The following is a 26432-nucleotide window of genomic DNA, read 5'->3' as shown; positions in this document are numbered from 1 at the left end:
CGGCTAGCCTCCGACCGCACATCCGTGCGGGTCGGGACCGACGGAGAGGGCTGGTAGGGAACTATGGAAGAGCCGCGTCGCCTCGGCGGCCGGTACGAGCTGGGCCACGTGCTCGGCCGTGGTGGCATGGCGGAGGTCTACCTCGCCCATGACACACGCCTCGGCCGCACGGTGGCGGTGAAGACGCTGCGCGTCGACCTTGCGCGCGACCCTTCCTTCCAGGCCCGGTTCCGCCGGGAGGCCCAGTCGGCCGCCTCGCTCAACCATCCCGCGATCGTCGCGGTCTACGACACGGGCGAGGACTATGTCGACGGGGTCTCGATCCCGTACATCGTCATGGAGTACGTCGATGGTTCCACCCTCCGTGAACTGCTCCACAGCGGCCGCAAGCTGCTGCCGGAGCGCACCCTGGAGATGACCATCGGGATCCTCCAGGCCCTGGAGTACTCCCACCGCAGCGGCATCGTGCACCGCGACATCAAGCCGGCCAACGTCATGCTGACGCGCACCGGCCAGGTCAAGGTGATGGACTTCGGCATCGCCCGCGCGATGGGCGACTCCGGCATGACGATGACGCAGACGTCCGCTGTCATCGGCACCGCCCAGTACCTCTCGCCGGAGCAGGCGAAGGGCGAGCAGGTCGACGCCCGCTCGGACCTCTACTCGACGGGCTGCCTCCTCTACGAACTGCTGACGGTACGGCCGCCCTTCGTGGGCGACTCCCCGGTCGCGGTCGCGTACCAGCACGTACGCGAGGAGCCGCAGCCACCGTCGGTCTTCGACCCGGAGATCACGCCCGAGATGGACGCGATCGTCCTGAAGGCCCTGGTCAAGGACCCCAACTACCGCTATCAGTCGGCCGACGAGATGCGCATGGACATCGAGGCCTGCCTCGACGGCCAGCCGGTCGCGGCCACGGCGGCGATGGGTTCGGTCGGCTACGGCGGCTACCCCGACGACCAGCCGACCACGGCCCTGCGCTCCGACGCGGGTGCCGGCGCCACCACGATGCTGCCCCCGATGAACCCGGACGACGGCGGCTACGGCTACGACGACCGCCCCGACCGGCGCCGCCAGCAGAAGAAGTCGAACACCTCGACGATCCTGCTGGTCGTGGCGGCGGTGCTGGTGCTGGTGGGCGCGATCCTGATCGGGAAGTGGGCGTTCAGCGGGAACGACAGCGCGAACGACGCCTTCGCCGCCCCGAACCTCGTCGGTCAGACGAAGGCCACCGCCACGACGATGGCCGGCAACGTCGACCTGAAGGTCGCCACCACCGAGAAGACCTGCGCGGACCAGCCCAAGGGCAAGGTCTGCTCGCAGGACCCGAAGGCGGGTGTCGACGTCAAGAAGGGCGACACCATCAACCTGGTGGTCTCGACCGGCGCCCCGAAGGTCGTCGTACCGAGTGTCGTCGGCCAGAGCTTCGACGACGCCTCCTCGACGCTGACGGGCGACAAGTACCAGTTCAAGGTGGAGAAGAAGGAGAAGGTGTCCGGCGAGGACCCCGGCACGGTCCTGGAGCAGAACCCCGTCCTGGGCACGCAGGTGGAGAAGGGCACCACCATCACCCTGACCGTCGCCAAGGCCGAGGAGAAGTCCACGGTCCCGGACGTCAGCGGCAAGACCTGTGACGAGGCCAAGGCGCAGATGACCGCCAACAACCTCACCGGCAACTGCACCGAGGTGGACACCAGCGACTCCAACCTGGTCGGCAAGGTCGTCGCGACCTCGCCCACGGCGGGCACGCAGGTGAGCAAGAACTCCCAGGTGAACATCCAGATCGGCAAGCTGGAGAATCAGCAGGTCACGGTGCCGACCGTGACTCAGCTGTCTCTCAAAGACGCCAAGCAGGCTCTCCAGGACGCGGGGCTGACTGTAGGAAACATCACCGGATCCCAGGACGACGACGCCATTGTGTTCAGCCAGGATCCTGGGGCCAACACCCAGGTCACCCAGGGCACAGCGGTCAACCTGATCGCCGTCAAGAACGGCAGCGGAAACAATGGAGGCAACGACAACGGGGGCCTCTTCGGCTAAGCAAGAGCCCGCTCCCACAATGGCTCGGCACCAGGACAGGTGCCGAGCCATTGTTCTACTCAAACATCAATAACGCCCTTGTCATGAATGGGTCAATGTGTTCGAATGAGACTCGACCGCACCACCACTTCACGCAAGGGGGAATTGTGATGCGCAAAAGACGCATGACCACCTGCACAGCCGTATGCCTAACCGCTGCAGCGACCGCCATGGCAATGGCAACTCCGGCTCAGGCGGCGAACGTGAGCATCCCGTTGAGCTGCACAGGTCCGTTCGACACCTATCTGGCCACGGCGACCTTGTACGGCAGCGGCGCTCCTACGGCCAAGTACACAGTCACCCTCTCGGTCTTCGACAAGGTCGACGACACCCGAGCCCCGATGATTCACCTCAAGTCCTCCAACAAGGACGGCTCGGTCACGAATTACCCCTGGCACACCGGCGACCAAGGACGAAACGTTCAGTCCTATTGGGACACCACCCTTCAACAGCCAAAGGGCTTGGTACTCATATTCCTTGAGGCGAAAGTCAACACCTCGGACTCGGCTTCGTTCCAGTGCTCGGACTACGCGCCGAAGAGCTGAGAACCACCGCTGACCGAATCGAGTCGGGGTTGCAACAGCGGGTTGCGACCCCGCTCCCCGCGTTCACCTCAGTTCCTTCGGCGGCGTCCGCGCGCTGTCCACCTTGTCGACGCGGACCAGTTCGCCCCACACCACATACCGGTACCGGGACGTGTACACCGGCGTGCAGGTCGTCAGCGTGATGTAGTGGCCGGCCTTCTTCTTGCCGGACTCCGTGGGGATCTGGGCGAGGGTCTTCACGTTGTACTTCGAGGTCTCGGGAAGGATGTCGTAGACCTTGTAGACGTACCACTTGTCCTTCGTCTCGAAGACGATCGGGTCGCCCTTCTCGATCTTGTCGATGTTGTGGAACTTGGCGCCGTGGCCGTCGCGGTGGGCGGCGAGGGTGAAGTTGCCGGTCTTGCCGGTGGTGGGGAGGACGGCCTTGACGGGGTCGGTGTAGTAGCCGGCGACGCCGTCGTTCAGGACGCTCGTCTCGGTGCCCTTCTCGACCAGCACCTCGCCGTTCTTCATCGCGGGCACGTGCAGGAAGCCGATGCCGTCCTTAGTGTCCAGCGCGCCCGGGCCCGTGTCGGTGGTGCCCTTGGTCCAGTTGTCGCGGACCTTGTCGCCCTGCTTGTCGGCCGTGCGGTCGGCGACGACGTTCGTCCACCACAGGGAGTAGACGACGAACAGGCCGAGGATCAGGCCCGCCGTGATGAGGAGTTCACCGAAGACACTGACGGCCATGGCGATCCGGCCGGTGCCGCGGCGGCGGTCCGGCGGGGATGCGGGCATGTCGGTCTGCTCTGCGGTGTCGTCGGTGGTCGCTGCCACGTTCAGGTGCCCCTACTCGATGAGCGCATCCGGCTTGCCCTTGCTGCGCGGCCGTTCCTCGACCATCTTGCCCCAGACGATCAGCCGGTACTTGCTGGTGAACTCCGGCGTACAGGTCGTCAGCGTGATGTAGCGGCCGGGTTGGGTGAAACCCGAGCCCTTGGGGATGGGGTCGATGACGCTGGTGTTGCTCGGCGAGGTCACGGGCAGCGTCTTCGTCATCTTGTAGACGTAGTACGTGTCCTGGGTCTCGACGACGACCTCGTCGCCGGGCTTGAGCTGGTTGATGTACCGGAACGGTTCGCCATGTGTGTTCCGGTGCGCGGCGAGCGCGAAGTTGCCGGTCTTCGCGTCCGGCATCGCGGTCTTCAGGGCACCCTCGCTGTAGTGCCCGACCATGCCCTTGTCGAGCACCTTCTTGTTGCTGACGCCCTCTGCGATCGGCGCCACCACGTCCAGCTTGGGGATGTGCAGGATGGCGAAACCCTGCCCCGGCTCGAACTCCCCCGGGGCGCGCTTCCCGCTCGCCCAGTCGTTCTGGAGCTGGCTCGCTTCGCTGCCGGCCTGCGCGTGCGCGCGCACGTTCGTCCACCACAACTGGTAGGTGACGAACAGCAGCATCAGCACGCCGGTGGTGATGAACACCTCACCGATCGCACGGCTCGCGAGAACCGCGGCACCCGGCTTGTTGGCCCGGGCCCGCCGCCGCGCCTCGACCCGCGAGACGGGCGCCCCGGAACCGGATTCCGGGGACTCGGCGCTCTCCTCCGGCGCGGCCGTGCCCCCGTGACGCCCGTGACGGCCCTTGGCGGCCTTTCTGCGGGCCGCACGGCCTCCCGTCGGGGTTCCTGTGGCGGAGGAGGCGGATGAGGCGTCAGACGCCGGTATGGACCGACCGTGACCTCGCCGCTCCGGCGGTGGGTCCGGTATCCGCAGCGCCACGGTCTCTTCGTCGATCGGACCGTACGGCACCCCGGACGCGCCCTGGCCCTGCGCGTCGTACCACTCCTCGAACGTGCCCGGCTCCCCGTACGGCTGCTCCCCGTACGAGGCCTCGGACTCGCGCTCGGGGCGCAGCGCGGTCACGCCGTGGCCCTGCCCACCACCGGGGCGAGCCCCGCCGACCTCGCCACGGCACCCTGGTCGCCGCACTCCACCAGCCAGTTGGCCAGCATCCGGTGCCCGTGCTCGGTCAGCACCGACTCCGGGTGGAACTGGACGCCCTCGACGGGCAGTTCGCGGTGGCGCAGGCCCATGATGATGCCGTCGTGCGTCCGGGCGGTGATCTCCAGCTCGGCCGGGACCGTCGTCGGCTCGGCCGCCAGCGAGTGGTAGCGGGTCGCCGTGAAGGGCGAGGGCAGTCCGGCGAAGACTCCCTTGCCCTCGTGCTCGACGAGCGAGGTCTTGCCGTGCAGCAGCTCGGGGGCGCGGTCCACGACCCCGCCATAGGCCACCTGCATCGACTGCATGCCGAGGCAGACGCCGAAGACGGGCACTCCGGTCGAGGCGCAGTGCCGCACCATCTCGACGCAGACCCCGGCCTCCTCGGGGGTGCCGGGGCCGGGCGAGAGGAGGACGCCGTCAAAGCCGTCCTGGGCGTGCGCCGTCGACACCTCGTCGTTGCGCAGCACCTCGCACTCGGCGCCCAGCTGGTACAGGTACTGGACCAGGTTGAAGACGAAGCTGTCGTAGTTGTCGACGACGAGAATCCGTGCACTCACTGGTTGTCCACCGTCACATCGTTGAAGGGCAGCAGCGGTTCGGCCCACGGGAAGACGTACTGGAAGAGGATGTAGACCACGGCCAGGGCAAGGACGAGCGAAATCAGCGCCTTGACCCACGCGTTGCCCGGCAGATGCCGCCAGATCCAGCCGTACATGCCGTCCCTTCCGTCGCGCCACGGCACCAGACTCACGCCGTACACCACCAGACTAACGGCGCAGGGCGTCGGGCTTCCCGTCCTCCACAGGCTGTGTGGAGTCGAGATGGGCCCAGACGATCAGCCGGTGGCTGTGCCCCCACTCCGGATCGCACGTGGTCAGCGTGAGATAGCGGCCCGAGGCCGTGTACCCGGACTTACGTGGCACAGGATCGATCACCTCAATGTCGGTGGGCACTGTTTTGTAAGGCCCTTTGTCGATCCGATACGTGAACCAGGTCGTCCCGTCCGTGAGCACCACCGCGTCGCCCTCGCGCAGCTTCGGAAAGTCCACGAAGGGGTCCCCGTACGTCCGCCGGTGCCCGGCCACCGCGAAGTTGCCGACCTGCCCCAGCCGCGCGGTGCCCGCGTAGTGACCAAGCCCCTTCTTGAGGGTGTTCACGGCGGTGTCTTCAAGAACCGGCTTGTTCCACGTGAAACCAAGCCGAGGGATGTACATGATCGCGAAGGGCTTGCCGTCCTTGTACGCGGCCGGTTTCGCCGGCGCGGTGGGTGAGGGGGCCGCCTTCGGCTGCACGGTCTGCCGCGACCACTGGATCTGCAACTGGTGGATCTGGTCGCTCATCGTGTGGTCGGCCTTCACGCCGGTCCAGAACAACACATAGACCACGAAGAGGACGATCAGGGTGCCTGCGGTGATGCAGAGTTCGCTGAAGCTTCTGACGATCACGCGCACCGGCAGCTCCCGTACGGCCGCTTACTCCACTGGCTTCGCGTAGTGCAGATCCACTGTGCCCGAGTACCCGGGAAGAGTCACCGTCCCGTCGTCGGTCACTTTCCACCCGAGCCCGTAGACGTCGACATACACCATGTAGTTCTGGATCGCCTTGGACGCCGTCAGCGCCTGCCGCAGCTTCCCCGGGTCCCCGACCGCCGTGATCTTGTACGGCGGTGAGTAGACCCGGCCCTGGAGGATCAGGGTGTTGCCGACGCAGCGCACGGCACTGGTCGAGATCAGCCGCTGGTCCATGACCTTGATGCCCTGGGCGCCGCCCTGCCACAGGGCGTTCACGACGGCCTGGAGGTCCTGCTGGTGGATGACCAGGTAGTCGGGCTGCGGCTCGGGGTAGCCGGGGAGCTTGGCGGTGGCGTTGGGCGGGGCGTCGTTGAGGGTGACGGTGAGGGCCTTGCCCTTGAGCTGCTCGGCGCCCGCGGTCCGCTCCAGCGCCGTGAGCTTCTTGCTGTCGGCACCGGTACCGGTGTCGTCCTCCTTGCGGAGGGAGTCGACCTCGTCGCGCAGGACTCCGTTGGCGTCCTCCAGCCGACCGTTCTTCTGGCTGCGGGTCTGGATGAGGTCGGACAGCTTCAGCAAGGAGGCGTCCGTGCGGATGTTGGTGCCCTTGGCCGTGTTGAAACTGGTGAAGAAGATGAGCCCCGCGAGGGCGAAGACGGCCACCGTGAGAATCCGCACCGGACGGAATCGGCGGATACGGGCAGGACTGGTACCCGTCCCGGGGGAGTCGGCAGAATTGCTCAACGTACCCTTATCTCCTTCGGCGCCGCGGAAGCACTACGCTAACGGACGCCCGGGGGAGCACTCAGTGTCCCCTTGTACGCTGCCCCGGAGCCCGCCCCAGTTCCCTGCGCGGCCACGCAGCGCATCGACAGGAGAGACCCTCGTGCCGAAGTCACGTATCCGCAAGAAGGCCGACTACACGCCGCCACCGGCGAAGGCGGCGACCGCCATCAAGTTGAACAGCCGCGCCTGGGTCGCACCGGTGATGCTGGCCATGTTCGTCATCGGCCTGGCCTGGATCGTCGTCTTCTACGTCACCGACGGCTCCATGCCCATCGACAGCCTGGACAACTGGAACATCGTGGTGGGCTTCGGCTTCATCGCCGCCGGATTCGGCGTCTCCACGCAGTGGAAGTAGCGGCGGAAGCCGCGGCTTCCGCCCGGTGAACGCAGCTCTGCCCAGGGCTTTCCGGTGAGTTATCCACAGGCCAGAGAAGTATCCACAGCGGGCCTGGGGAAAAAGAACGACGATCTGTGGATAACCCACTGAGTGTTGACGCCGGTGTGACTGACACACCGGCAACCGCAAACCTGTTCGCCCCCTGCCTGACCTGCAGAAACACGGGTCAGCGACAGGGGGCACAGTTGTTCCCGCACGGTATGCACAAGATCCGCCACGCACTGTGGACAACGGTTTGGTATCAGCTGAGCTGAGCCGTCCTGATCAGCGTCAACACCACGACGACGACCAGAACGACGGCACAGGTGCCGTACTGGATCAGGGCCCGCCGCTCGCGCGGGGCGTGGACCATCGCGTAGCCGGTGATCACACCGGCGACCAGGCCGCCGATGTGGGCCTGCCAGGCGATGTTGGCCCAGCCGAAGGTGAAGATCAGGTTGATCACCAGCAGGGCGATGACCGGCCGCATGTCGTACCTGAGCCGGCGCATCAGCACCGCCGTCGCGCCGAAGAGCCCGAAGATGGCGCCTGAGGCACCGAGCGAGGGCTGGTTCGGGGCGGCGATGAGATAGGTGAGCGCGCTGCCCGCGAGACCCGAGACGAAGTACAGGGCGAGATAGCGGGCGCGGCCGAGGGCCGCCTCCAGGGGACCGCCGATCCACCACAGGCTGAGCATGTTGAAGATGATGTGGATCGGGCTGGCGTGCAGGAACATCGCGGTCAGCAGCCGGTACGGCTGGCCTTCGGCGATGCCCTCGACCGAGCCGAAGAGCGGGACGTACGCCTGGCCGAGCAGTTCGAGGCGCTCGGTGAAACGGTCACCCACCGCGAGCTGGACCACATACACGGCGACACAGACGCCGATCAGGATCTTGGTGGCCAGCCTCGGGTCGGCCGCCACCGTGCCGCCGGCGATCGTGCGGGGCTGGGCCGCGGCCGGGGAGTGCCCCGTGCCGGAACCGTCGCGCACACACTCGGGGCACTGGAAGCCGACCGAGGCGCTGACCATGCACTCGGGGCAGATCGGGCGCTCGCAACGGGTGCAGCGGATACCGGTCTCACGGTCCGGGTGGCGGTAACAGCCCGGCAGGCCCTGGGCATCCTGGGGCCGCTGCTCCTCCGGGCCCTGCGGGCTGCCTGGCGCCTGATCCATGGGGTCCCCTCAATCGTTCGTACGCAATGCACCGCCCCGCCCATCCTTACGGATGAACGGGGCGTTTGGTTCCCGCCGGTAAGTACTGGTGCCGACCCTGTGACCTAGCGGGTCTCGACGACGACCGACTCAATGATGACGTCCTCGACCGGGCGGTCGGTGCGCGGGTTGGTCGCCGTGGCCGCGATGGTGTCGACGACCTTCTGGCTCGCCGCGTCGGTGACCTCACCGAAGATGGTGTGCTTGCGGGTCAGCCAGGCCGTCGGGGAGACGGTGACGAAGAACTGCGAGCCGTTGGTACCCGGACCGGCGTTGGCCATGGCCAGCAGATAGGGCTTGTCGAAGCGGAGGTCGGGGTGGAACTCGTCCTCGAACTGGTAGCCGGGGCCGCCGGTGCCGTTGCCCAGCGGGTCGCCGCCCTGAATCATGAAACCGCTGATCACCCGGTGGAAGATCGTGCCGTCGTAGAGCTTGTCCGTGGACTTCTTCCCGGTCTCGGGGTTGGTCCACTCACGCTCGCCCGTGGCGAGCTCGACGAAGTTCTGGACCGTCTTGGGCGCGTGGTTCGGCAGCAGCCGGACTTCGATGTCGCCGAGGTTGGTCTTCAGGGTGGCGTAAAGCTGCTCAGCCACGATCTGCCTTCCGTTGTCTTTCTGTGACCCCCTGATCCTCGCACGGGCGACCCGCCGCGTCGCCCGACGACGTCTTCCGGGCCCGTTTCCACACGATTCACTCGCAGAAAACCAGTCGAGTGGTATCGGGGCAGGGGCAAGTAGCGGCGATCCGTGGCATTGTCGACAACAGCTCCTGTTGCCCCGCATTCATCCGTTATGGCACGTGATCGTGACCCGGATGCCCGCCCTCACATGCCCCGTGGTCCGTCGGCAGGCATGATCCCTAATTGGGTGGATAGACGAAGAAACATACGCCACCGAGGAGGAGGATCCCGTGACCCGCATCGACAGCGTGCGCTCCGCGACCGGCTCGGCGAAGGACAGCGTGCTGCACGCCGCGGAAGTGGTGGCGCCCTACGCCGACACGGCCAAGGACAAGGCCTCGTACTACGCACACGAGGCACGTGTACGACTGGCGCCCAAGGTGTCCCTGGCCGCCGACCAGGCCCGTGTGCAGTACGACGCTCATCTCGCACCGCGCCTGGAGCAGGCCCGCACGCATGTGCCACCGAAGGTCGACCAGGCCGCCCAGGAGGCGGCCGTCCGTACCCGCAAGGCCGCCCAGCAGGCCGCCGAGTACTCCCGGCCGAGGATCGAGCAGGCGGTCGCCGCCGCAGGCCCGGTCAAGGACGAGGCTGCCGCGCGCGGTGTGGCGGCCATCGCCGCACTGCGCGGCCAGGTGACGCCCAAGGAGATCCAGAAGCTGGTCCGCAAGCACGAGCGGCGGGCGAGGGCCGGCCGTCTCGCCAAGGGCCTGGCCGTGCTGGGCATCCTCGCGGGCGGCGCTTTCGCCGCCTGGAAGTGGTGGGACAAGCAGGCCAACCCCGACTGGCTGGTCGAGCCGCCCGCCGCGACCGATGTGCCCGAGTCGGGTCGGCTCACCTCCGTGGACGGAAGCGACCAGTCCGTGCTCGACCCCGAGGTTCAGGCCAAGCAGGCCGAGGACGAGGCCGCCGACGCCGCACAGACCGTGGACCGCGACGAGCACCACTGACGTCCGGCACGCTTCCAACATCGCCGTGGGGCGGGAGACTTGAGGGTCTCCCGCCCCACGGCGATGTTTCACGTGGAACAGTCGCCGTGGCTGACGAACACCCGTGATTTACGCAGGCTGCCCGCGATGACGTTTGCAACGGCCCAGGTGTGCAAGTACCGCACAGACACCCTTAACGGATCGCACACTCCTGGTTACGCGTCCGTATTCACTCCAGCTCACACGCGGCCCGCACACGCGTACACATCATCCCCACACCGGGTCACCCATCGGCAGGATGCTCCGGCGAATTTTGTTCAACATGGAAGTTTGCGCAAATAACTGCAACGAAGACCCGCCCTTTACGTGACGCACGTCACCTCGGGGGCATAAACGAACACCGGCCGGACGCCACTGAGGGCGACCGGCCGGTGCGGGATGTGGAGCCTAGGGGAGTCGAACCCCTGACATCTGCCATGCAAAGACAGCGCTCTACCAACTGAGCTAAGGCCCCGCTAGAGAAGCGTCCGACCGGCAGAACCACATACCGGCGAGCTTCGGGGACCAGCGTACCGGGTCACCCCCGGTATCTCGCAAAAAGATGGGGCTCCCGGTGAACGACCACTCTCCGTAAGATGCTCGTCGTGGTTCGCTAGAGCGAACCACGGTTTTGGGGAAGCGATGGGGAGACGCAATGGACGCCGCACAGCAGGAAGCCACCGCCAGAGCGCGGGAGCTGCAGCGGAACTGGTACGGAGAGCCTCTGGGGGCGCTCTTCCGTAAGCTCATCGACGATCTGGGGCTCAACCAGGCTCGTCTCGCGGGGGTGTTGGGACTCTCCGCACCGATGTTGTCCCAGCTGATGAGCGGTCAGCGGGCGAAGATCGGCAATCCCGCGGTGGTCCAGCGGGTGCAACTGCTGCAGGACCTGGCGGGACAGGTCGCGGACGGGAGCGTGAGCGCGGCCGAGGCCACCGAGCGCATGGACGAGATCAAGAAGTCCCAAGGGGGCTCGGTGCTCAGCAACACCACGACCACGACGAGCAGTTCGGGGGCGCCCACGGTCAAGCGGGTGGTCCGCGAGATCCAGTCGCTGCTGCGCTCGGTGGCCGCCGCGGGCGACATCATCGACGCGGCGGACACCCTCGCCCCGACCCACCCCGAACTGGCAGAGTTCCTCCGGGTCTACGGCGCCGGCCGCACCTCCGACGCGGTCGCGCACTACCAGTCCCACCAGAGCTGATCCTCACGGCCCGGCAGCCGATCGGGGGTTCGGCAGCCGGGCACGCTTCCGGCGAGCGGCACGAGGGGGTCGTGTCCCTCACCGGAAGCACGTGCGGAACCGCTACCAGGAACTGCCCCGAGGGGGAGTCGTATCGCTCGTCTCGGGGGAAGCAACGGGGGTAGCCGAAGGGGGAGGAGCGACGCACAGCCATGGGTGAGGTCTTCGCCGGCCGGTACGAACTGGTCGACCCGATCGGGCGCGGAGGTGTCGGCGCCGTCTGGCGCGCCTGGGACCACCGCCGTCGCCGCTATGTGGCCGCCAAGGTCCTGCAGCAGAGCGACGCGCACTCCCTGCTGCGCTTCGTACGGGAACAGGCACTGCGGATCGACCACCCCCATGTGCTCGCACCGGCCAGTTGGGCCGCCGACGACGACAAGGTCCTGTTCACCATGGACCTGGTGGCGGGCGGTTCGCTCGTCCATCTCGTCGGGGACTACGGCCCGCTGCCGCCCGCGTTCGTCTGCACGCTGCTCGACCAGCTCCTCTCCGGTCTCGCCGCGGTGCACGCGGAAGGTGTCGTGCACCGTGACGTCAAGCCCGCGAACCTGCTCCTCGAAGCCACCGGCACGGCCCGCCCGCGGCTGCGCCTGTCCGACTTCGGCATCGCGATGCGGCTGGGTGAGGCCCGCCTGACGGAGACCAACCTCGTGGTGGGCACGCCGGGTTACCTCGCACCCGAGCAGATGATGGGCGCGGAGCCGGACTTCCCCTCCGACCTGTTCGCCGTAGGGCTGGTGGCGCTGTATCTGCTGGAGGGTGCCAAGCCGGACTCCAAGGCGCTCGTCCAGTACTTCGCGGAGCACGGGACGCCCGGGGCGCCCAAGGGAATTCCCGAACCGCTGTGGCAGGTCGTGGCGATGCTGCTGCAGCCCGATCCACAGGCCCGCTTCCGCACGGCCACGGGAGCACGCAAGGCGCTTGCGGCGGCCGCGGAACTTCTGCCCGAGCCCGGCCCCGACGACGAGTTGATCGAGATCTTCGACCAACTGGGGCCGCTTCCCTCGGGGTTCGCGCCCGAGGGTCCGCTGAAGCGGGCTTCCGGGGTGGACACGGGATCGACGACGTCTCAGGTGACCGGAGCCGAAACGGGTACGCGCGGCACGGACTCCGTCCCCCTCGATCCACGACAGGGCATCGTCTCCCAGCCGTCCTCCCCGACACCGACACCGACCCCAACTCCGATGTCGGACACCGGCAGCTTCCATCTGCCGCCGCCCCCGCAGGCTCCATACGTTCACCAAACAGATCAGGCGGACCAAGGTGGCCAGGGCAGCCAGGACCAGCCCATGTACTCCTCCCCCCATGACCTCACGCACGTCCTGTCCTCCCCCCGGCCGCGTGCTGATCCATCTACTGCTTCATACACCGCAGAGGTCCCGCAGGTTCCACCCTCCGCCCCGCCGGTTCCGCAGCACCGGGCCAGGCGCGCCCGACGCCGTCCCGGGCCGCCCGCGAGGGTGGCGATCCCGGTCCTGCTGCTCGCGCTGGCCTGCTACGCCGTGGGGTTCTGGGCGCTGACCCGCATCTGACCCGCACCGGCGGCTACAGCGCGGCCGTCGAAGCCCGCCGCCGGGCGGCCACCGTCCACACGCCGAGCGTCGCCAGCAGCACGCTGCCCGCACCGATCCCGGCCACCGCGAGCACCTTCATCGCGGTGTCGCCTCCCCCGGCACTTCCCGTCACGGCCGCCTCGCGGTCCTGCGTGGTCACCTCGAAGATGTTCCGGGGTTCGGACTGCCCCGCGTACCCGGGACCGGCATGCGCCGAGCCGGTGACGCGCACCCGCAGCGTCACCGGGAACGGCCCCTGGCCGAAGCTGTCGGCCACCTGCGCAGCGAGGTGCACGACCAGGTAGTACGACCCGGCGAAGCGCATCCCGTTCTCGTGGTCGAGGACGGAGTAGCGGTTGCGGTACTCGACGGGCGGCAGGGGTTGGAGGGCGGCCGAGTCCTGGCTGCCTTGGTAACTGAGGCCGGCCTCGTCGACGGAGCCGCGCACGGGGTTGTAGAGCTCCAGGTCCAGCGCACGCGTCACATAGCCGCTGCCGCCGCTGGAAGCGCCCAGTTCGGCGGTGACGGAGAGCTGTTGGCCCCAGTCGACAGGAACCTTGTAGAAGAGGGTCCGGCCGGGCTCGACGTCGTCCCGCCAGACACCCTGTCCCACAGCGACCGCCCCGCCGAAGCCCGAGCCGCCCGCACGGCGCCGGGCCTCACCGGTGACGGCCTCGGGCGAAGCGGAGTTCCAGTCCTGGGGGGCGTCGGTCGTGCCGGCCTGCGCCGGCGGGGGTTCCGACACCGCGGTGAGTTCCAGCCCCCAGGTGTCCGGCGAGGAACCCGACGCGTCGACGCGCTCGACGAGCACGTAGTACCTTCCGCCGCCCTTGCACAGGACCCGGCCCGCCTCCCGCGCGGCCCAGGCGGCGACGGGGTGGGGGCTCCGGTCCGCCCCGAAGGTGGCGCTCTGGTGCGTGCAGCCGGTGCCTGTGTCGTTCTGCATCGACACCTTGATGCCGTCGGTGGCGGCGACCGTGGTGCCCGCCGGAGGCACGGCGGTCACGGAGACGTAGGTTGTCGACGTGGCGTCGAGATCGAGGCCGTAGTAGAGGCTGGCGCCCTTCGGCAGGGAACTTCTGTACGTCTCACCGGGCTTCAGTGTCTCGGCGTCGGCCGTGCCGACCGCTCCGTCGACGGTCCGGTCGCCCTTGTCGTAGCCGTAGGAGCTCGGTGCCCCGGCCGCCGTGGCGGGCAGGACGGTGAGGCCGGCCGTCGCGCACAGCACCGCGGCGACGACACCGACACGTCGCAGGGCCCCGGCGACGGGCGTACGGCCGCCCTGTGCCCGCGTCCGCCACCACGTCGTACGCCGCCCCATCACGCGCCACCCCTCGTCGTTGCTCCGGACGTGGCCCATCCTGCCCCGCACGCGCGCGTGGCATCCGGGCAATCCGTACGAGCGTCCGAAACGCCCGGGTCGTGGCGGCCCTACCCACACCGGAGCGGGAGCGCAACACAAAGCCCCGACCGCCAGGCGGTCGGGGCTTGCTCAGAACTGGATCTCGGTACTCACGAACCCGTGGGCACGGAGTCGGTCGCCTCCGTCCACAGATCCTGCTCGGCGCGATCCGCCTGGATCTGGCGGTACACGAGGAGCCCGCCGATGGCGGCCAGTGCGACCAGGAGAAGCTTCTTCACCGCGCGACCTCGTCTTTCCTTGACGTTGGGGACCTCTGTCGCCCGACTATACACACCGACCGATACCGATCGGTGACCTGTGTCCGCGGCCAACTCCCGCCCGGGGCAACGCAGTAGGAGCGGACGGAACCGCTCCGATCGGAGGGTGATCACACCCCCACGGACGGTCACTTCACCCGCGCTTCTCCCTTTTCCTGCCGTTTTCTGGCTACTTGCACCCATCCGAGTGGTGTTCATCGGAACATCGACGCGCCACGGGCGTCGGTCCACCACTTCGCGAGCCCCATACACATCATGAGGAAAGTACGCAAATCGCCCAACCCGAAAGTGAGGGGCCATGACCCAGATCAAGGTCATGAAGCTGTGGAACGCCTTCGTCACCGCCTTCCTCGCGCTGTGCACAGCGCTCGGACTCATCACCATCACCGCGACGGCCGCCACCGCCGCCGCGCTGCCCCGGTCCGAGGCGACGGGCAGCAGCGCCACCGCGCAGGTGACGACACCGGCGATCTCCCCCTGGTCCTTCACCAGGTCCCTGCCCCCCACGATGAAGCAGCGCATCCGCGCCGAGGCCCACGGCAAGTCCCCCAGCTGCCGCCACCGCCCGCCGACGGACACGGACGAGAGCACGGAGGCCGCCGCCCCGGCCGACCCGGACCACGCCGAGCCGGCAGCACCGCTCCAGCGCTGACCTCCGGCACGCGACGGCTCATCTGGTTACCCACCCACCGCCCCAACATCTCTGACACAGCGGCGAACTTGCGTACAACGCTCCAGAGAAGACCCCGACGACCCCCGGCCCGTTGTTGCGGCCGGGGGTCGTTCTGTTCCCCGCCGGAGTCACCAGGACTCCGCCTCCAGGAACAGCGCGATCATCGCCCCGAAGAACCAGATGGAGAACGCCAGACATGCGAACCACAGCCCCCAGAGGACCACTCGTCGTATACGCATGAACGGTTCATCCTCAGTAGTTGGTGTCGGCCATGGACGCCATTGAACGCCGAAGGCCCCCGATCCATCCGGACCGGGGGCCTTTCGTGCTGGTGGGGCTAACAGGATTTGAACCTGTGGCCTCATCCTTATCAGGGATGCGCTCTAACCAACTGAGCTATAGCCCCGCCGCGCTGTGCGGAGTGTGTCCCGCGCGCTGACTCCTGAAGATTAGCGCACGACATGGGCAGTCCCAAAATCGATAGTCATGGGACCGCCCGGGGAGGTTTCAACCCCCGTAGACCCGAGTTCTCACTCGTCCTCGGCGAGCGTCAGCTCGATGCCGCCGACGAAGCCGGCGGAGAGGTTGTAGATGAACGCGGCGAGCGTCGCGAGGGCCGTGGCGAGGACGACGTCGATGACCGCGATGATCCCCGCGAACGTCAGGACGTGCGGGAGGGACAGGAAGGACTGCAGGTCGAAGCCGTTCGACTCGTTCGAGCCGGTCGCCTCCGAGATCGTGCCGCCGACCGTGGAGAAGACCCCCATCGCGTCCATGACCATCCACAGCACCGCGGACGCCACGACCGTGCAGATACCCAGCGCGATGGAGAGCAGGAAGCTGACCTTCATCACCGACCACGGGTCGGCCTTGGCCACCCGCAGCCGTGCCTTGCGGGTGCGGGGCGCGGTGCGCGCGCCCGTGCGCGGACGCCGTACGGCACCGGTCTGGGCGGGCGGCGCCTGCGTGGGATAGGCCTGCGGCGGGTGGTAGGGACCCTGCGCCTGCTGCGGCTGGCGCTCCCCCGGCAGTGGGGAGGCCGGCGGCGGCGTGGCGGGCGCGGCCGGGGCCTTGGCTCCCGGCGCGGCCGGGCCCGCGCCAGCCGACTGCTGCTGGGTCTGCGGGCCTCGGGTGTCCGTCACAGTTCCCCCCTGGGATCCATGCGTGTCGGGCGCGTGCGAGTCGGCCTTCTTCGCGTCGATCGCACGCAGTTGGGTCGTGTGCGGATCTGTCGCGTTCGCGGCGGAGCCACGGCCGCCGCCGTCCGTGTCCGTACCGGTCGATCCGGCGCCCGTGGCTCCGCTCACGATGACTCTCTCCTCGTGCTACTCGACGGAGGGTGCGTCACCCTCGTCCGTGCCGGTGGTCGCGACACCCTCGTCGGTCTCGTCCACGGCCTCGTCGCCGTCGACTTCCGCCGCCTCGGATCCCGCCTCGGCGTTACGAGCGATACCGACGACGGCATCGCGCTTGCCCAGGTTGATCAGTTGGACGCCCATGGTGTCACGGCCCGTCTCCCTGACCTCGTTGACTCGCGTACGAATCACACCGCCGGACAGCGTGATGGCGAGGATCTCGTCGGTCTCCTCGACCACCAGCGCGCCGACGAGAGAACCGCGGTCCTCGACGATCTTGGCGGCCTTGATGCCGAGGCCGCCGCGACCCTGGACGCGGTACTCGTCGACGGCGGTCCGCTTCGCGTACCCGCCGTCCGTGGCAGTGAACACGAACGTACCGGGTCGAACAACATTCATCGAGAGCAACTGGTCGCCCTCGCGGAAACTCATGCCCTTGACACCGGAGGTGGCACGCCCCATGGGGCGCAGCGCGTCGTCCGTCGCGGTGAACCGGATCGACTGTGCCTTCTTGCTGATCAGCAGCAGATCGTCCTCGGACGAGACGAGTTCGGCGCCGATCAGTTCGTCGTCGGAACCGTCCTCCATCTCACGGAGGTTGATCGCGATGACACCTCCCGAGCGGGGGGAATCGTAATCCTTAAGAGGCGTCTTCTTGACCAAGCCGCCCTTGGTGGCGAGGACCAGGTAGGGCGCCGCTTCGTAGTCGCGGATCGCGAGGATCTCGGCGATCGCCTCGTCCGGCTGGAAGGCGAGCAGGTTCGCGACGTGCTGCCCGCGCGCGTCCCGGCCGGCGTCGGGGAGTTCGTACGCCTTGGCGCGGTAGACGCGGCCCTTGTTGGTGAAGAACAGCAGCCAGTGGTGGGTGGTCGACACGAAGAAGTGGTCGACGATGTCGTCTTCCTTGAGCTTCGTGCCGCGTACGCCCTTGCCGCCGCGCTTCTGGGAGCGGTAGTCGTCCGCCTTGGTGCGCTTGACGTAGCCGCCGCGCGAGATGGTGACGACGATGTCCTCTTCGGCGATGAGGTCCTCGATGGACATGTCGCCGTCGAAGGGCACCAGCATCGTCTTGCGGTCGTCGCCGAACTTCTCGACGATCGCGGCGAGTTCCTCGCTGACGATGCCGCGCTGGCGGACCGGGGAGGCGAGGATCTCGTTGTACTCGGTGATCTTCGCCTGGAGTTCGTCGTGCTCCTGGATGATCTTCTGGCGCTCCAGGGCGGCCAGTCGGCGAAGCTGCATCTCCAGGATGGCGTTCGCCTGGATCTCGTCGATCTCCAGGAGGCCCATCAGGCCCGTGCGCGCGATCTCCACGGTGTCACTGCGCCGGATCAGCGCGATGACCTCGTCGATGGCGTCCAGGGCCTTCAGGAGGCCGCGCAGGATGTGCGCCCGCTCCTCGGCCTTGCGCAGCCGGAACTTCGTCCGCCGGACGATGACCTCGATCTGGTGCGCCACCCAGTGGCGGATGAACGCGTCCAGGGACAGCGTCCGCGGCACACCGTCGACCAGGGCCAGCATGTTGGCGCTGAAGTTGGACTGCAGATCCGTGTGCTTGTAGAGGTTGTTCAGTACGACCTTGGCGACCGCGTCCCTCTTCAGGACGATGACGAGGCGCTGGCCGGTACGGGACGACGTCTCGTCGCGGACGTCGGCGATGCCGCCGACCTTGCCGTCCTTCACCAGGTCGGCGATCTTCTGCGCGAGGTTGTCGGGGTTGGTCTGGTAGGGGAGTTCGGTGACCACCAGGCACTGGCGGTTCTGGATCTCCTCGACCTCGACGACCGCGCGCATGGTGATCGAGCCGCGACCGGTGCGGTACGCCTCTTCGATGCCCTTACGGCCGACGACGAGGGCGCCGGTCGGGAAGTCGGGGCCCTTGATGCGCTCGATCAGCGCGTCGAGCAGTTCCTCGTGAGAGGCCTCGGGGTTCTCCAGGCACCACTGGGCGCCCGCCGCGACCTCACGGAGGTTGTGCGGCGGGATGTTGGTCGCCATGCCGACCGCGATACCGGCCGAGCCGTTGATCAGCAGGTTCGGGAAGCGGGCCGGCAGGACGGTCGGCTCCTGGGAGCGGCCGTCGTAGTTGTCCGTGAAGTCGACGGTCTCCTCGTCGATGTCACGGACCATCTCCATGGACAGCGGCGCCAGCTTGCACTCGGTGTAGCGCATCGCGGCGGCGGGGTCGTTGCCCGGAGAGCCGAAGTTGCCGTTGGAGTCCACCAGCGGCATCCGCATCGACCACGGCTGCGCGAGGCGGACCAGCGCGTCGTAGATCGAGGAGTCGCCGTGCGGGTGGTAGTTGCCCATGACGTCGCCGACGACACGGGCGCACTTGTAGAAGCCCTTCTCGGGCCGGTAGCCGCCGTCGTACATGGCGTACAGGACGCGGCGGTGGACGGGCTTGAGGCCGTCCCGGACGTCGGGCAGGGCGCGCGACACGATGACGGACATCGCGTAGTCGAGATACGAGCGCTGCATCTCCGTCTCAAGCCCGACGGGCTCGACGCGCTGGGCGATGATGGCGCCCTCTTCGGGCGTACTAGAAGTGTTCTCGTCGGCCATTGCTGGTGAGGATCCTTCCTGGTGCGGTCAGCTGAGACCGACTCAGATGTCGAGGAAGCGGACGTCCTTGGCGTTGCGCTGGATGAACTGGCGGCGCGCCTCGACGTCCTCGCCCATGAGGACCGAGAACAGGTCGTCGGCCTGCGCGGCGTCGTCCAGGGTGACCTGGCCGAGGACGCGGTGCTCCTGGTCCATCGTGGTGATGCGCAGCTCCTCGGCGTTCATCTCGCCGAGACCCTTGAAGCGCTGGATCGAGTCTTCCTTGATCCGCTTGCCGTTCTGCCGGCCCAGCTCGATCAGGGCGTCGCGCTCGCGGTCCGAGTACGCGTACTCGAAGTCGTCGCGGCCCCACTTGATCTTGTACAGCGGGGGACGCGACAGGAACACGTGCCCGGCCTCGACCAGCGGCCGCATGAAGCGGAACAGGAAGGTCAGCAGCAGGGTGCTGATGTGCTGGCCGTCGACGTCGGCGTCCGCCATCAGGATGATCTTGTGATAGCGCAGCCGCTCGATGTCGAAGTCCTCGTGGACTCCGGTGCCGAAGGCGGAGATCAGCGCCTGGATCTCCTGGTTCTGCAGGATCTTGTCGATCCTGGCCTTCTCGACGTTGAGGATCTTGCCTCGGATCGGGAGGATCGCCTGGTACTGCGGGTTCCGGCCGGACTTGGCCGAGCCGCCGGCGGAGTCACCCTCGACGATGAAGATCTCGCACTTGGTGGGGTCGTTCGACTGGCAGTCGGACAGCTTGCCCGGCAGGGACGCGGTCTCCAGCAGGCCCTTGCGCCGGGTGAGGTCGCGGGCCTTGCGGGCCGCCACGCGCGCGGTGGCCGCCTGGATGCCCTTGCGGATGATGTCCGAGGCCTCGTTCGGGTTGCGGTCCAGCCAGTCGTTGAGGTGCTCGTAGACCGCCTTCTGCACGAAGGTCTTCGCCTCGGTGTTGCCGAGCTTGGTCTTGGTCTGGCCCTCGAACTGGGGCTCGGCCAGCTTCACCGAGATGATCGCGGTCAGACCCTCGCGGATGTCGTCGCCCGTGAGGTTGTCGTCCTTCTCGCGGAGCAGCTTCTTGTCGCGCGCGTACTTGTTGATCAGCGACGTCAGCGCGGCCCGGAAGCCCTCTTCGTGCGTGCCGCCCTCGTGCGTGTGGATGATGTTGGCGAAGGAGTACACACCCTCGCTGTAACCGCTGTTCCACTGCATCGCGACCTCGAGGGACAGGCTCTTGTCCTTGTCCTCCGCCTCCAGGTCGATGACGGTCGGGTGCACCACGTCTCCCTTGCGGGAGTTGAGGTACGTCACGTAGTCGACGATGCCGCCCTCGTAGTGGTACGTGACGGTCTTGACCTCGTCCTTCTCGTCCGCACCCGCCTCGTCGGCACCGGCCGTGGCCTTCGCCAGCTCGCGCTCGTCAGTGAGTTTGATCGTCAAACCCTTGTTGAGGAACGCCATCTCCTGGAAGCGCCGCGACAGCGTCTCGAAGGAGTACTCGGTGGTCTCGAAGATGTCGGGGTCGGCCCAGAAGGTGACCGACGTGCCGGTCTCCTCCGTGGCCTCGTGCCGCGCGAGCGGGGCCGTGGGGACGCCCAGCTTGTAGTCCTGGGTCCAGCGGTAGCCGTCGGTCCTGACCTCGACGGCGACCCTGCTGGACAGCGCGTTCACCACGGAGACGCCCACGCCGTGCAGACCGCCGGAGACCGCGTAGCCGCCGCCCCCGAACTTGCCGCCCGCGTGCAGCACGGTCAGCACGACCTCCACGGCGGGCTTGCCCTCGGACGGGACGATGCCCACCGGGATGCCTCGGCCGTTGTCGATCACGCGCACGCCGCCGTCGTGGAGGATCGTGACGTCGATCGTGTCCGCGTGGCCGGCCAGCGCCTCGTCGACGGAGTTGTCGACGACCTCCTGCACCAGGTGGTGCAGACCGCGCTCACCGGTCGAGCCGATGTACATACCGGGTCGCTTGCGGACCGCGTCCAGCCCTTCGAGGACGGTGATGGCGCTGGCGTCGTACGCCGTGCCAATAGCCTCGGCGACTTCAGCCGAGGCGTCTGTGGACGGGATGTTCTCGTTGGGGTTGCCGGAATCGGCCACGAAGCGCCCTTTCTGGCACAGCACAAGCCAGGCTCTGGGGGCACCCCTGGTGGAGGGTGGCCGGAGCGGCTGCGGCGTGTTGCGTTGGTAAGCCTTAGTCAGCGTTGCTCGGTGTGTGTCCCACAAGTGGGGCGGGATTGCTTCCAGTCTACCGGTAGCGCCGACAGTGATGGGGGTTTGCCGGTACCTGAGTCCTCATGTGCCGCCCTCAACCGGTCTCTCCCGACTCCCCATATGCGGAACGGGGCCCAAGGAGGCTCACGGAGGCACTCAGCGCTTCCGGGTGTCAACCCTTTGCTACTCCGGGGTCAGGTCGGTGTTCGCAACCGCGTCCGGTCGTACGCCGGAGCCTCCGCTGTGATGTCAGTCACCCATAGGTGTCGCCGGGGCCCGTGCTGCCCGGAGCCCGCAGAGGGCCGTAGCGACGCGGCGGTCCACCGGGGTTGAGCACCTTGATCATCCGCACGGTGCCATGCCCCAGGTCCTCGTTGAGCCTGGCCACCAGCGTGGGCGTGAGATGACGCAGCTGGGTCGCCCAGGCCGTGGAGTCGCACTGCACGACCAGCACCCGCTCGTCCTCGTCGTACTTCTCCGGAACGCAGTGCTTGGCCAGGTTCTCGCCGACGATCTGCGGCCAGCGGCCCATCACACCGCCCACCGCGGCAGGCGTCTCCCAGCCGCGCTCGTTCAGCAGCCGGTTGATCGCGGCGCCGAGCGCCATCGGGTCGCGGCCGTCGGCGCGTGCGCCGGAGCGCAGGCCGCCGCGCCGCGCCTGCTTCTTCTGCTGCGCAGCGTCCCCACGCGCGCGTGCCTGTTCCTTCGCGGCGCGCAGCGCCACGCGCGCGAGGTCGACGCCGGAGGGCTCGGCGGCCTTCTTGGGCGCGGGTTCTTCCCCGGTGCTCATACGCGCTCCACCGTCCCGTCCGCCACGCTGTACCGCGTCCCCGCCAGTACGTGCGGTACGTCGTCGTCGACCGCGGCCGTCACCAGCACCTGCTCCCCGGGCGCCACCAGCTCCGCCAGCCGCTCCCGGCGGCGCGTGTCCAGCTCGGCGAACACGTCGTCGAGCACGAGCACCGGCTCATTGCCCTCGGCCCTGAGCAGGTCGTACGACGCGAGCCGCAATGCCAGCGCGTACGACCAGGACTCCCCGTGCGAGGCGTATCCCTTGGCCGGCAACTGACCGAGTTTGAGGATCAGATCGTCCCGATGAGGCCCTACCAGGGTGACGCCCCGCTCGATCTCCTGCTTGCGCGCTTCCGCGATCGCCGCCATGAGCTGCTCGTAGAGGTCCTCGCGGGTGTGCGCCTCACCGGGCGCCGACGGCTTGTACTCCAGGGCGACCGGGCCGCCCCCGGGGGCCAGTTGCTCGTACGCCTTGTCCGCGAGGGGCTGGACGGCGGCGATCAGGTCGAGCCGCTGGGCGAGCAACTCGGCGCCCACGCGCGCGAGATGCTGGTCCCACACGTCGAGCGTGGACAGGTCCATCGAGCGTCCGCCGTGCCGCCGCGCCAACGCGGCCGACTTCAGCAGGGTGTTGCGCTGCTTGAGGACCCGCTCGTAGTCGGAACGGACACCGGCCATGCGCGGGGAGCGCGCGGTGATCAGCTCGTCGAGAAAACGGCGCCGCTCCCCGGGGTCGCCCTTCACCAGGGCGAGGTCCTCCGGGGCGAACAGCACGGTCCGTACGATGCCCAGCACGTCACGGGGTCTGACCTGCGAGGACCGGTTGATGCGGGCCCGGTTGGCGCGACCGGGGTTCAGCTCCAGCTCGACCAGTTGCTGCCGTTCGCCCTGTCTGACCTGCGCCCGGATGATCGCGCGCTCGGCGCCCACCCGGACCAGCGGGGCGTCGGAGGAGACGCGGTGGCTGCCCAGGGTGGCGAGGTAGCCGATCGCCTCGACGAGGTTGGTCTTGCCCTGCCCGTTGGGGCCCACGAACGCGGTGACGCCGGGGTCGAGCGGGACGTCGACCCCGGCGTACGAGCGGAAGTCGGCCAGCGACAGATGCGTGACGTGCATGGTCGTTCGCCGACCTCCCCCAGGTTGTGGATCCACGGGCCCGCGGCCTGTGGATCTGTGGATTACTTCGTCTCGACCGCGTGGCCGCCGAACTGGTTGCGCAGCGCCGCGACCATCTTCATCTGCGGCGAGTCCTCCTGGCGCGATGCGAAGCGCGCGAAGAGGGAGGCCGTGATCGCGGGCAGCGGCACGGCGTTGTCGATGGCGGCCTCGACGGTCCAGCGGCCCTCGCCGGAGTCCTCCGCGAAGCCCTTGAGCTTGTCGAGGTGCTCGTCGTCGTCCAAGGCGTTGACGGCCAGGTCGAGGAGCCAGGAGCGGATGACGGTGCCCTCCTGCCAGGACCGGAAGACTTCGCGCACGTCCGTGACGGAGTCGACCTTCTCCAGCAGCTCCCAGCCCTCGGCGTAGGCCTGCATCATGGCGTATTCGATGCCGTTGTGGACCATCTTCGAGAAGTGCCCGGCGCCGACCTTGCCGGCGTGCACCGCGCCGAAGTCGCCCTCGGGCTTGAGCGCGTCGAAGACCGGCAGCACCTTGGCGATGTGCTCGGCGTCGCCGCCGTACATCAGCGCATAGCCGTTCTGCAGGCCCCAGACGCCGCCGGAGACTCCGCAGTCGACGAAACCGATGCCCTTGGCCGCCAGCTCCGCGGCGTGCTTCTCGTCGTCCGTCCAGCGGGAGTTGCCACCGTCCACGACGACGTCGCCGGGCTCCAGGAGCTCGGCCAGCTCGTCGACGGTCGACTGGGTGGCGGCACCGGCCGGGACCATCACCCACACGACGCGGGGACCCTTGAGCCTGTCCACAAGCTCTCCCAGGCTGTGGACATCGGCGACGTCCGGGTTGCGGTCGTATCCGATGACGGTGTGGCCTGCGCGGCGGATGCGCTCGCGCATGTTGCCGCCCATCTTGCCGAGGCCGACGAGACCGAGCTCCATCAGTTGTTCCTTAAGTGCGACGTGGCAGGAGGGCACTTGCGTACCTGTGTCCGAGCCTAAACCCGGACGCTCATGCACACCTGTGGGCATACGCGCTCAGAAGTACCCAGTCGTATGCCCCGACCTGCGGTGTTCTCGTCGGTATGGATCAGCCGCTGAGGCGGACCGGCATGATCAGGTACTTGTAGGCGTCGTCCGCCTCGGCGTCCGGGGCCGGCTTGCCGCTGAGGAGCGCGGGCTTGGTGGACGTCGTGAACGCCAGCTGTGCAACCGGGGAGTCGATCGCGCTCAGGCCGTCCAGCAGGAACGTCGGGTTGAAGGCGATCGACACGTCGTCACCCTCCAACTGCGCGTCGACCCGCTCCACAGCCTGTGCGTCGTCGCTTGAACCGGCCTCCAGGATCAGCACGCCCTGCTCGAAGCTCAGCCGCACCGGCGTGTTCCGCTCGGCGACCAGGGCCACGCGCTTGACGGCCTCCACGAAGGGGGCGGTCTCGATCACGGCGACGCTGTTGAACTCGGTCGGGAACAGCGACCGGTACTTCGGGAGGTCGCCCTCCAGGAGGCGGGTCGTCGTACGGCGACCGGCGCCCTCGAAGCCGATGAGGCCTTCGCCCGCGCCCGAGCCGGACAGCGCCAGGATGACGCTGTCGCCGCTCGTGAGGGCCTTGGCGGTGTCCAGGAGCGTCTTGGCGGGAACCAGGGCCACCGCGGAGGTCTCGGGGTTCTCCGGCTTCCACAGGAACTCACGGACCGCGAAGCGGTAGCGGTCGGTGGACGCCAGCGTCACCGTGTCGCCCTCGATCTCGATGCGCACACCGGTGAGGACGGGCAGCGTGTCGTCACGGCCGGCGGCGATGGCCACCTGGGCGGCCGCCGAGGCGAACACCTCACCGGGGACGGTGCCGGTCGCGGTCGGCATCTGCGGCAGTGCCGGGTACTCCTCCACAGGCAGTGTGTGGAGGGTGAAGCGGGAGGAACCGCAGACCACCGTCGCCCGTACACCGTCTGTGGAAATCTCCACCGGCCGGTTGGGCAGGGCGCGGCAGATGTCGGCGAGCAGCCGGCCGGAGACGAGGACCGTGCCCTCCTCCTCGACCTCCGCGTCGACCGACACGCGCGCGGAGACCTCGTAGTCGAAGCTGGACAGGCTGAGCTGTCCCTCCTCCGACTTCAGCAGGAGGCCGGCGAGGACCGGCGCCGGCGGACGGGCCGGGAGGCTGCGTGCCGCCCAGGCCACTGCCTCCGCGAGTACGTCGCGTTCCACCCGGATCTTCACTGTTGCCGCCTCCTGCTGTTGCCGGCGCTTCTCGGCCTGCCTGGCTTCGTCGTCTGTCTCGGTGTCGTCGGTCCCTGTGAAGGGAAGGACATCGGGGAACAGTCTGACGCACGGCACTGACAGTAGGTGCCTCTCGGGGTCAAGTCGTGACGAGCGGCGGGCGGGCAGCGAAGCACGAGTTGTGCACAGGCCCCGCTTCGAAACGGATTCCCAGCTCTCTCTAGTTGCTAGTAGTAGTAGGGGCTGTGGATACCGTGGATAACCGCGTTTTCGCAGCTCAGGGCGGGAATTTTGTCCACCGACCCTGTGGGCGACGGCAGTGGACAACCTCGGGTTTCTGTGGAGAACGGAAAGTTCTGCACACCCCATGCACAGCCGAGGGCCACTTCTCCCCAGCGCCGTCCCCAGCTTTACCCACCTTTCCCACAGGCCAACCCGGCACCTTCCTGTGACGCCTTTCACTCGACACGGTGAGGTGGCGCGTTGCGTTGCCGAACAGTGGACAGCGGTGTGGAGAAGCTGGTGATCGCTGGGGACAACAGGCCCCCGCCTGTGGGTTGTCGGTGGACAACTTCGTCCCCAGCCTGTGGATCACGGATTTGTCCACAGCCTGTGGAGATCTTTTGTCCACGAATCCACAAGCACTTGACCTGGTCTGATGGTCTCTCACCCGCGGCGCCTGTGGACACGATCTGGACAACTTCGTAGTCCCCAGGATGTGGACGGAAGAAAGTCGCCGAATCTGTGGAGGACGGCCGTAACCCGAGGGGTATTCGAACAGCGGCGAGCCGACGCACAGGTGTGGATCGGCGGCGGGCGGGTCCCGGAACGGCTCCGGAAGCCGCTGGAATCGCCGTACGGCATGACGAAAAGCGCCCAGGCATCTCTCCCTGGGCGCCCTC

Annotated in this window: 24 protein-coding genes and 2 tRNA genes; 7 read left to right on the top strand and 19 right to left on the bottom strand. The window is 67.8% G+C overall.

Annotated features, from left to right (window positions below):
• Positions 1-63 precede the first annotated feature (63 nt).
• Together pknB and AB0M63_RS11585 are read left to right on the top strand one after the other, a co-directional pair.
• Complete coding sequence (gene pknB, locus AB0M63_RS11590) at positions 64-2040, top strand: Stk1 family PASTA domain-containing Ser/Thr kinase (protein ID WP_366019217.1); 1977 nt, start codon at positions 64-66, stop codon at positions 2038-2040.
• 149 nt (positions 2041-2189) lie between these two features.
• Positions 2190-2624: a hypothetical protein gene (locus tag AB0M63_RS11585; protein WP_366019216.1), complete on the top strand. Its 435-nt coding sequence runs from the start codon at positions 2190-2192 to the stop codon at positions 2622-2624.
• 63 nt (positions 2625-2687) lie between these two features.
• On the opposite strand, the gene AB0M63_RS11580 is transcribed toward AB0M63_RS11585, so the two are convergent.
• The 6 genes from AB0M63_RS11580 to AB0M63_RS11555 are packed head-to-tail and all read right to left on the bottom strand — an operon-like array spanning position 2688 to position 6856.
• Positions 2688-3440: a class E sortase gene (locus tag AB0M63_RS11580; protein WP_355919857.1), complete on the bottom strand. Its 753-nt coding sequence runs from the start codon at positions 3438-3440 to the stop codon at positions 2688-2690.
• A gap of 12 nt (positions 3441-3452) precedes the next feature.
• Positions 3453-4526: a class E sortase gene (locus AB0M63_RS11575; protein WP_366019215.1), complete on the bottom strand. Its 1074-nt coding sequence runs from the start codon at positions 4524-4526 to the stop codon at positions 3453-3455.
• The gene (locus AB0M63_RS11570; protein ID WP_366019214.1) at positions 4523-5161 is read right to left on the bottom strand and encodes an aminodeoxychorismate/anthranilate synthase component II; all 639 of its coding nucleotides are present in this window, start codon (positions 5159-5161) and stop codon (positions 4523-4525) included. The genes AB0M63_RS11575 and AB0M63_RS11570 overlap by 4 nt, the downstream gene beginning before the upstream one ends.
• Positions 5158-5355 (bottom strand): hypothetical protein, encoded by a 198-nt coding sequence (locus AB0M63_RS11565; protein WP_199827405.1) that lies wholly within the window; start codon positions 5353-5355, stop codon positions 5158-5160. Before AB0M63_RS11565 ends, AB0M63_RS11570 begins: the two co-directional genes overlap by 4 nt.
• Before the next feature lie 16 nt (positions 5356-5371).
• A complete protein-coding gene (locus AB0M63_RS11560) occupies positions 5372-6055 on the bottom strand; it encodes a class E sortase (protein WP_366019213.1) in 684 nt (227 codons plus the stop codon).
• A gap of 21 nt (positions 6056-6076) precedes the next feature.
• Positions 6077-6856: a DUF881 domain-containing protein gene (locus AB0M63_RS11555; RefSeq protein WP_366019212.1), complete on the bottom strand. Its 780-nt coding sequence runs from the start codon at positions 6854-6856 to the stop codon at positions 6077-6079.
• 142 nt (positions 6857-6998) lie between these two features.
• Between AB0M63_RS11555 and crgA the strand changes: the two genes are divergently transcribed.
• On the top strand, positions 6999-7253 hold the full coding sequence (gene crgA, locus AB0M63_RS11550; protein ID WP_033285718.1) for a cell division protein CrgA: 255 nt from the start codon (positions 6999-7001) through the stop codon (positions 7251-7253).
• Between the two features lie 283 nt (positions 7254-7536).
• Here the strand turns inward: crgA and AB0M63_RS11545 are convergent, their stop codons facing one another.
• Positions 7537-8448, bottom strand: coding sequence for a rhomboid family intramembrane serine protease (locus AB0M63_RS11545; RefSeq protein ID WP_366019211.1), 912 nt, complete (start codon positions 8446-8448; stop codon positions 7537-7539).
• Between the two features lie 104 nt (positions 8449-8552).
• Positions 8553-9080: a peptidylprolyl isomerase gene (locus AB0M63_RS11540; protein WP_355919877.1), complete on the bottom strand. Its 528-nt coding sequence runs from the start codon at positions 9078-9080 to the stop codon at positions 8553-8555.
• Positions 9081-9396: 316 nt separating this feature from the next.
• Here AB0M63_RS11540 and AB0M63_RS11535 point away from each other — a divergent pair, with 316 nt between their 5' ends.
• Entirely contained in the window at positions 9397-10116 is a 720-nt protein-coding gene (locus AB0M63_RS11535; RefSeq protein ID WP_366019210.1) for a DUF5324 family protein, read from the top strand.
• Between the two features lie 420 nt (positions 10117-10536).
• Here the strand turns inward: AB0M63_RS11535 and AB0M63_RS11530 are convergent.
• Positions 10537-10609 (bottom strand) — tRNA-Ala (locus tag AB0M63_RS11530).
• 180 nt (positions 10610-10789) lie between these two features.
• Here AB0M63_RS11530 and AB0M63_RS11525 point away from each other — a divergent pair.
• Entirely contained in the window at positions 10790-11338 is a 549-nt protein-coding gene (locus tag AB0M63_RS11525; protein ID WP_019055167.1) for a DNA-binding protein, read from the top strand.
• Positions 11339-11529: 191 nt separating this feature from the next.
• Entirely contained in the window at positions 11530-12909 is a 1380-nt protein-coding gene (locus AB0M63_RS11520) for a serine/threonine-protein kinase (protein ID WP_366019209.1), read from the top strand.
• Between the two features lie 13 nt (positions 12910-12922).
• Here the strand turns inward: AB0M63_RS11520 and AB0M63_RS11515 are convergent, their stop codons facing one another.
• Positions 12923-14290 (bottom strand): hypothetical protein, encoded by a 1368-nt coding sequence (locus AB0M63_RS11515; protein WP_366019208.1) that lies wholly within the window; start codon positions 14288-14290, stop codon positions 12923-12925.
• A 152-nt stretch (positions 14291-14442) separates the two neighbouring features.
• Positions 14443-14571: a DLW-39 family protein gene (locus AB0M63_RS11510; RefSeq protein WP_003999697.1), complete on the bottom strand. Its 129-nt coding sequence runs from the start codon at positions 14569-14571 to the stop codon at positions 14443-14445.
• 337 nt (positions 14572-14908) lie between these two features.
• Between AB0M63_RS11510 and AB0M63_RS11505 the strand changes: the two genes are divergently transcribed.
• Positions 14909-15262, top strand: coding sequence for a DUF6344 domain-containing protein (locus AB0M63_RS11505; RefSeq protein ID WP_366019207.1), 354 nt, complete (start codon positions 14909-14911; stop codon positions 15260-15262).
• A 350-nt stretch (positions 15263-15612) separates the two neighbouring features.
• Here AB0M63_RS11505 and AB0M63_RS11500 read toward each other — a convergent pair.
• The 8 genes from AB0M63_RS11500 to dnaN all read right to left on the bottom strand — a co-directional run bounded on the left by AB0M63_RS11500 (position 15613) and on the right by dnaN (position 25530).
• A tRNA-Ile gene (locus tag AB0M63_RS11500) sits at positions 15613-15689 on the bottom strand.
• A 124-nt stretch (positions 15690-15813) separates the two neighbouring features.
• Positions 15814-16590: a DUF3566 domain-containing protein gene (locus AB0M63_RS11495; RefSeq protein ID WP_355919892.1), complete on the bottom strand. Its 777-nt coding sequence runs from the start codon at positions 16588-16590 to the stop codon at positions 15814-15816.
• An 18-nt stretch (positions 16591-16608) separates the two neighbouring features.
• Entirely contained in the window at positions 16609-19203 is a 2595-nt protein-coding gene (gene gyrA / locus AB0M63_RS11490) for a DNA gyrase subunit A (RefSeq protein WP_366019206.1), read from the bottom strand.
• Positions 19204-19245: 42 nt separating this feature from the next.
• A complete protein-coding gene (gene gyrB / locus AB0M63_RS11485) occupies positions 19246-21315 on the bottom strand; it encodes a DNA topoisomerase (ATP-hydrolyzing) subunit B (RefSeq protein ID WP_366019205.1) in 2070 nt (689 codons plus the stop codon).
• A gap of 343 nt (positions 21316-21658) precedes the next feature.
• Positions 21659-22195 carry a DciA family protein gene (locus AB0M63_RS11480; RefSeq protein WP_355919901.1) on the bottom strand — a complete coding sequence of 179 codons (537 nt, stop codon included), beginning with the start codon at positions 22193-22195 and terminating at the stop codon, positions 21659-21661.
• Positions 22192-23313 (bottom strand): DNA replication/repair protein RecF, encoded by a 1122-nt coding sequence (gene recF / locus AB0M63_RS11475; RefSeq protein ID WP_366019204.1) that lies wholly within the window; start codon positions 23311-23313, stop codon positions 22192-22194. The genes AB0M63_RS11480 and recF overlap by 4 nt, the downstream gene beginning before the upstream one ends.
• Positions 23314-23375: 62 nt before the next feature.
• Complete coding sequence (gene gnd / locus AB0M63_RS11470) at positions 23376-24251, bottom strand: phosphogluconate dehydrogenase (NAD(+)-dependent, decarboxylating) (RefSeq protein ID WP_366019203.1); 876 nt, start codon at positions 24249-24251, stop codon at positions 23376-23378.
• 148 nt (positions 24252-24399) lie between these two features.
• On the bottom strand, positions 24400-25530 hold the full coding sequence (gene dnaN / locus AB0M63_RS11465) for a DNA polymerase III subunit beta (RefSeq protein ID WP_366019202.1): 1131 nt from the start codon (positions 25528-25530) through the stop codon (positions 24400-24402).
• Positions 25531-26432 lie beyond the last annotated feature (902 nt).

The sequence above is a fragment of the Streptomyces sp. NPDC051576 genome (genome assembly GCF_040681835.1).
GTDB lineage: Bacteria > Actinomycetota > Actinomycetes > Streptomycetales > Streptomycetaceae > Streptomyces.
Note: the sequence above shows the minus strand (reverse complement) of the source record. Positions and strands in the feature narration are given on the sequence as shown.

Coding starts and splice junctions, on each gene's coding strand:
- pknB (WP_366019217.1), top strand. CDS start 64: ATGGAAGAGCCGCGTCGCCTCGGCGGCCGGTACGAGCTGGGCCACGTG.
- AB0M63_RS11585 (WP_366019216.1), top strand. CDS start 2,190: ATGCGCAAAAGACGCATGACCACCTGCACAGCCGTATGCCTAACCGCT.
- AB0M63_RS11545 (WP_366019211.1), bottom strand. CDS start 8,448: ATGGATCAGGCGCCAGGCAGCCCGCAGGGCCCGGAGGAGCAGCGGCCC.
- AB0M63_RS11525 (WP_019055167.1), top strand. CDS start 10,790: ATGGACGCCGCACAGCAGGAAGCCACCGCCAGAGCGCGGGAGCTGCAG.
- AB0M63_RS11520 (WP_366019209.1), top strand. CDS start 11,530: ATGGGTGAGGTCTTCGCCGGCCGGTACGAACTGGTCGACCCGATCGGG.
- AB0M63_RS11515 (WP_366019208.1), bottom strand. CDS start 14,290: ATGGGCCACGTCCGGAGCAACGACGAGGGGTGGCGCGTGATGGGGCGG.
- AB0M63_RS11505 (WP_366019207.1), top strand. CDS start 14,909: ATGACCCAGATCAAGGTCATGAAGCTGTGGAACGCCTTCGTCACCGCC.
- gyrA (WP_366019206.1), bottom strand. CDS start 19,203: ATGGCCGACGAGAACACTTCTAGTACGCCCGAAGAGGGCGCCATCATC.
- AB0M63_RS11480 (WP_355919901.1), bottom strand. CDS start 22,195: ATGAGCACCGGGGAAGAACCCGCGCCCAAGAAGGCCGCCGAGCCCTCC.
- recF (WP_366019204.1), bottom strand. CDS start 23,313: ATGCACGTCACGCATCTGTCGCTGGCCGACTTCCGCTCGTACGCCGGG.
- gnd (WP_366019203.1), bottom strand. CDS start 24,251: ATGGAGCTCGGTCTCGTCGGCCTCGGCAAGATGGGCGGCAACATGCGC.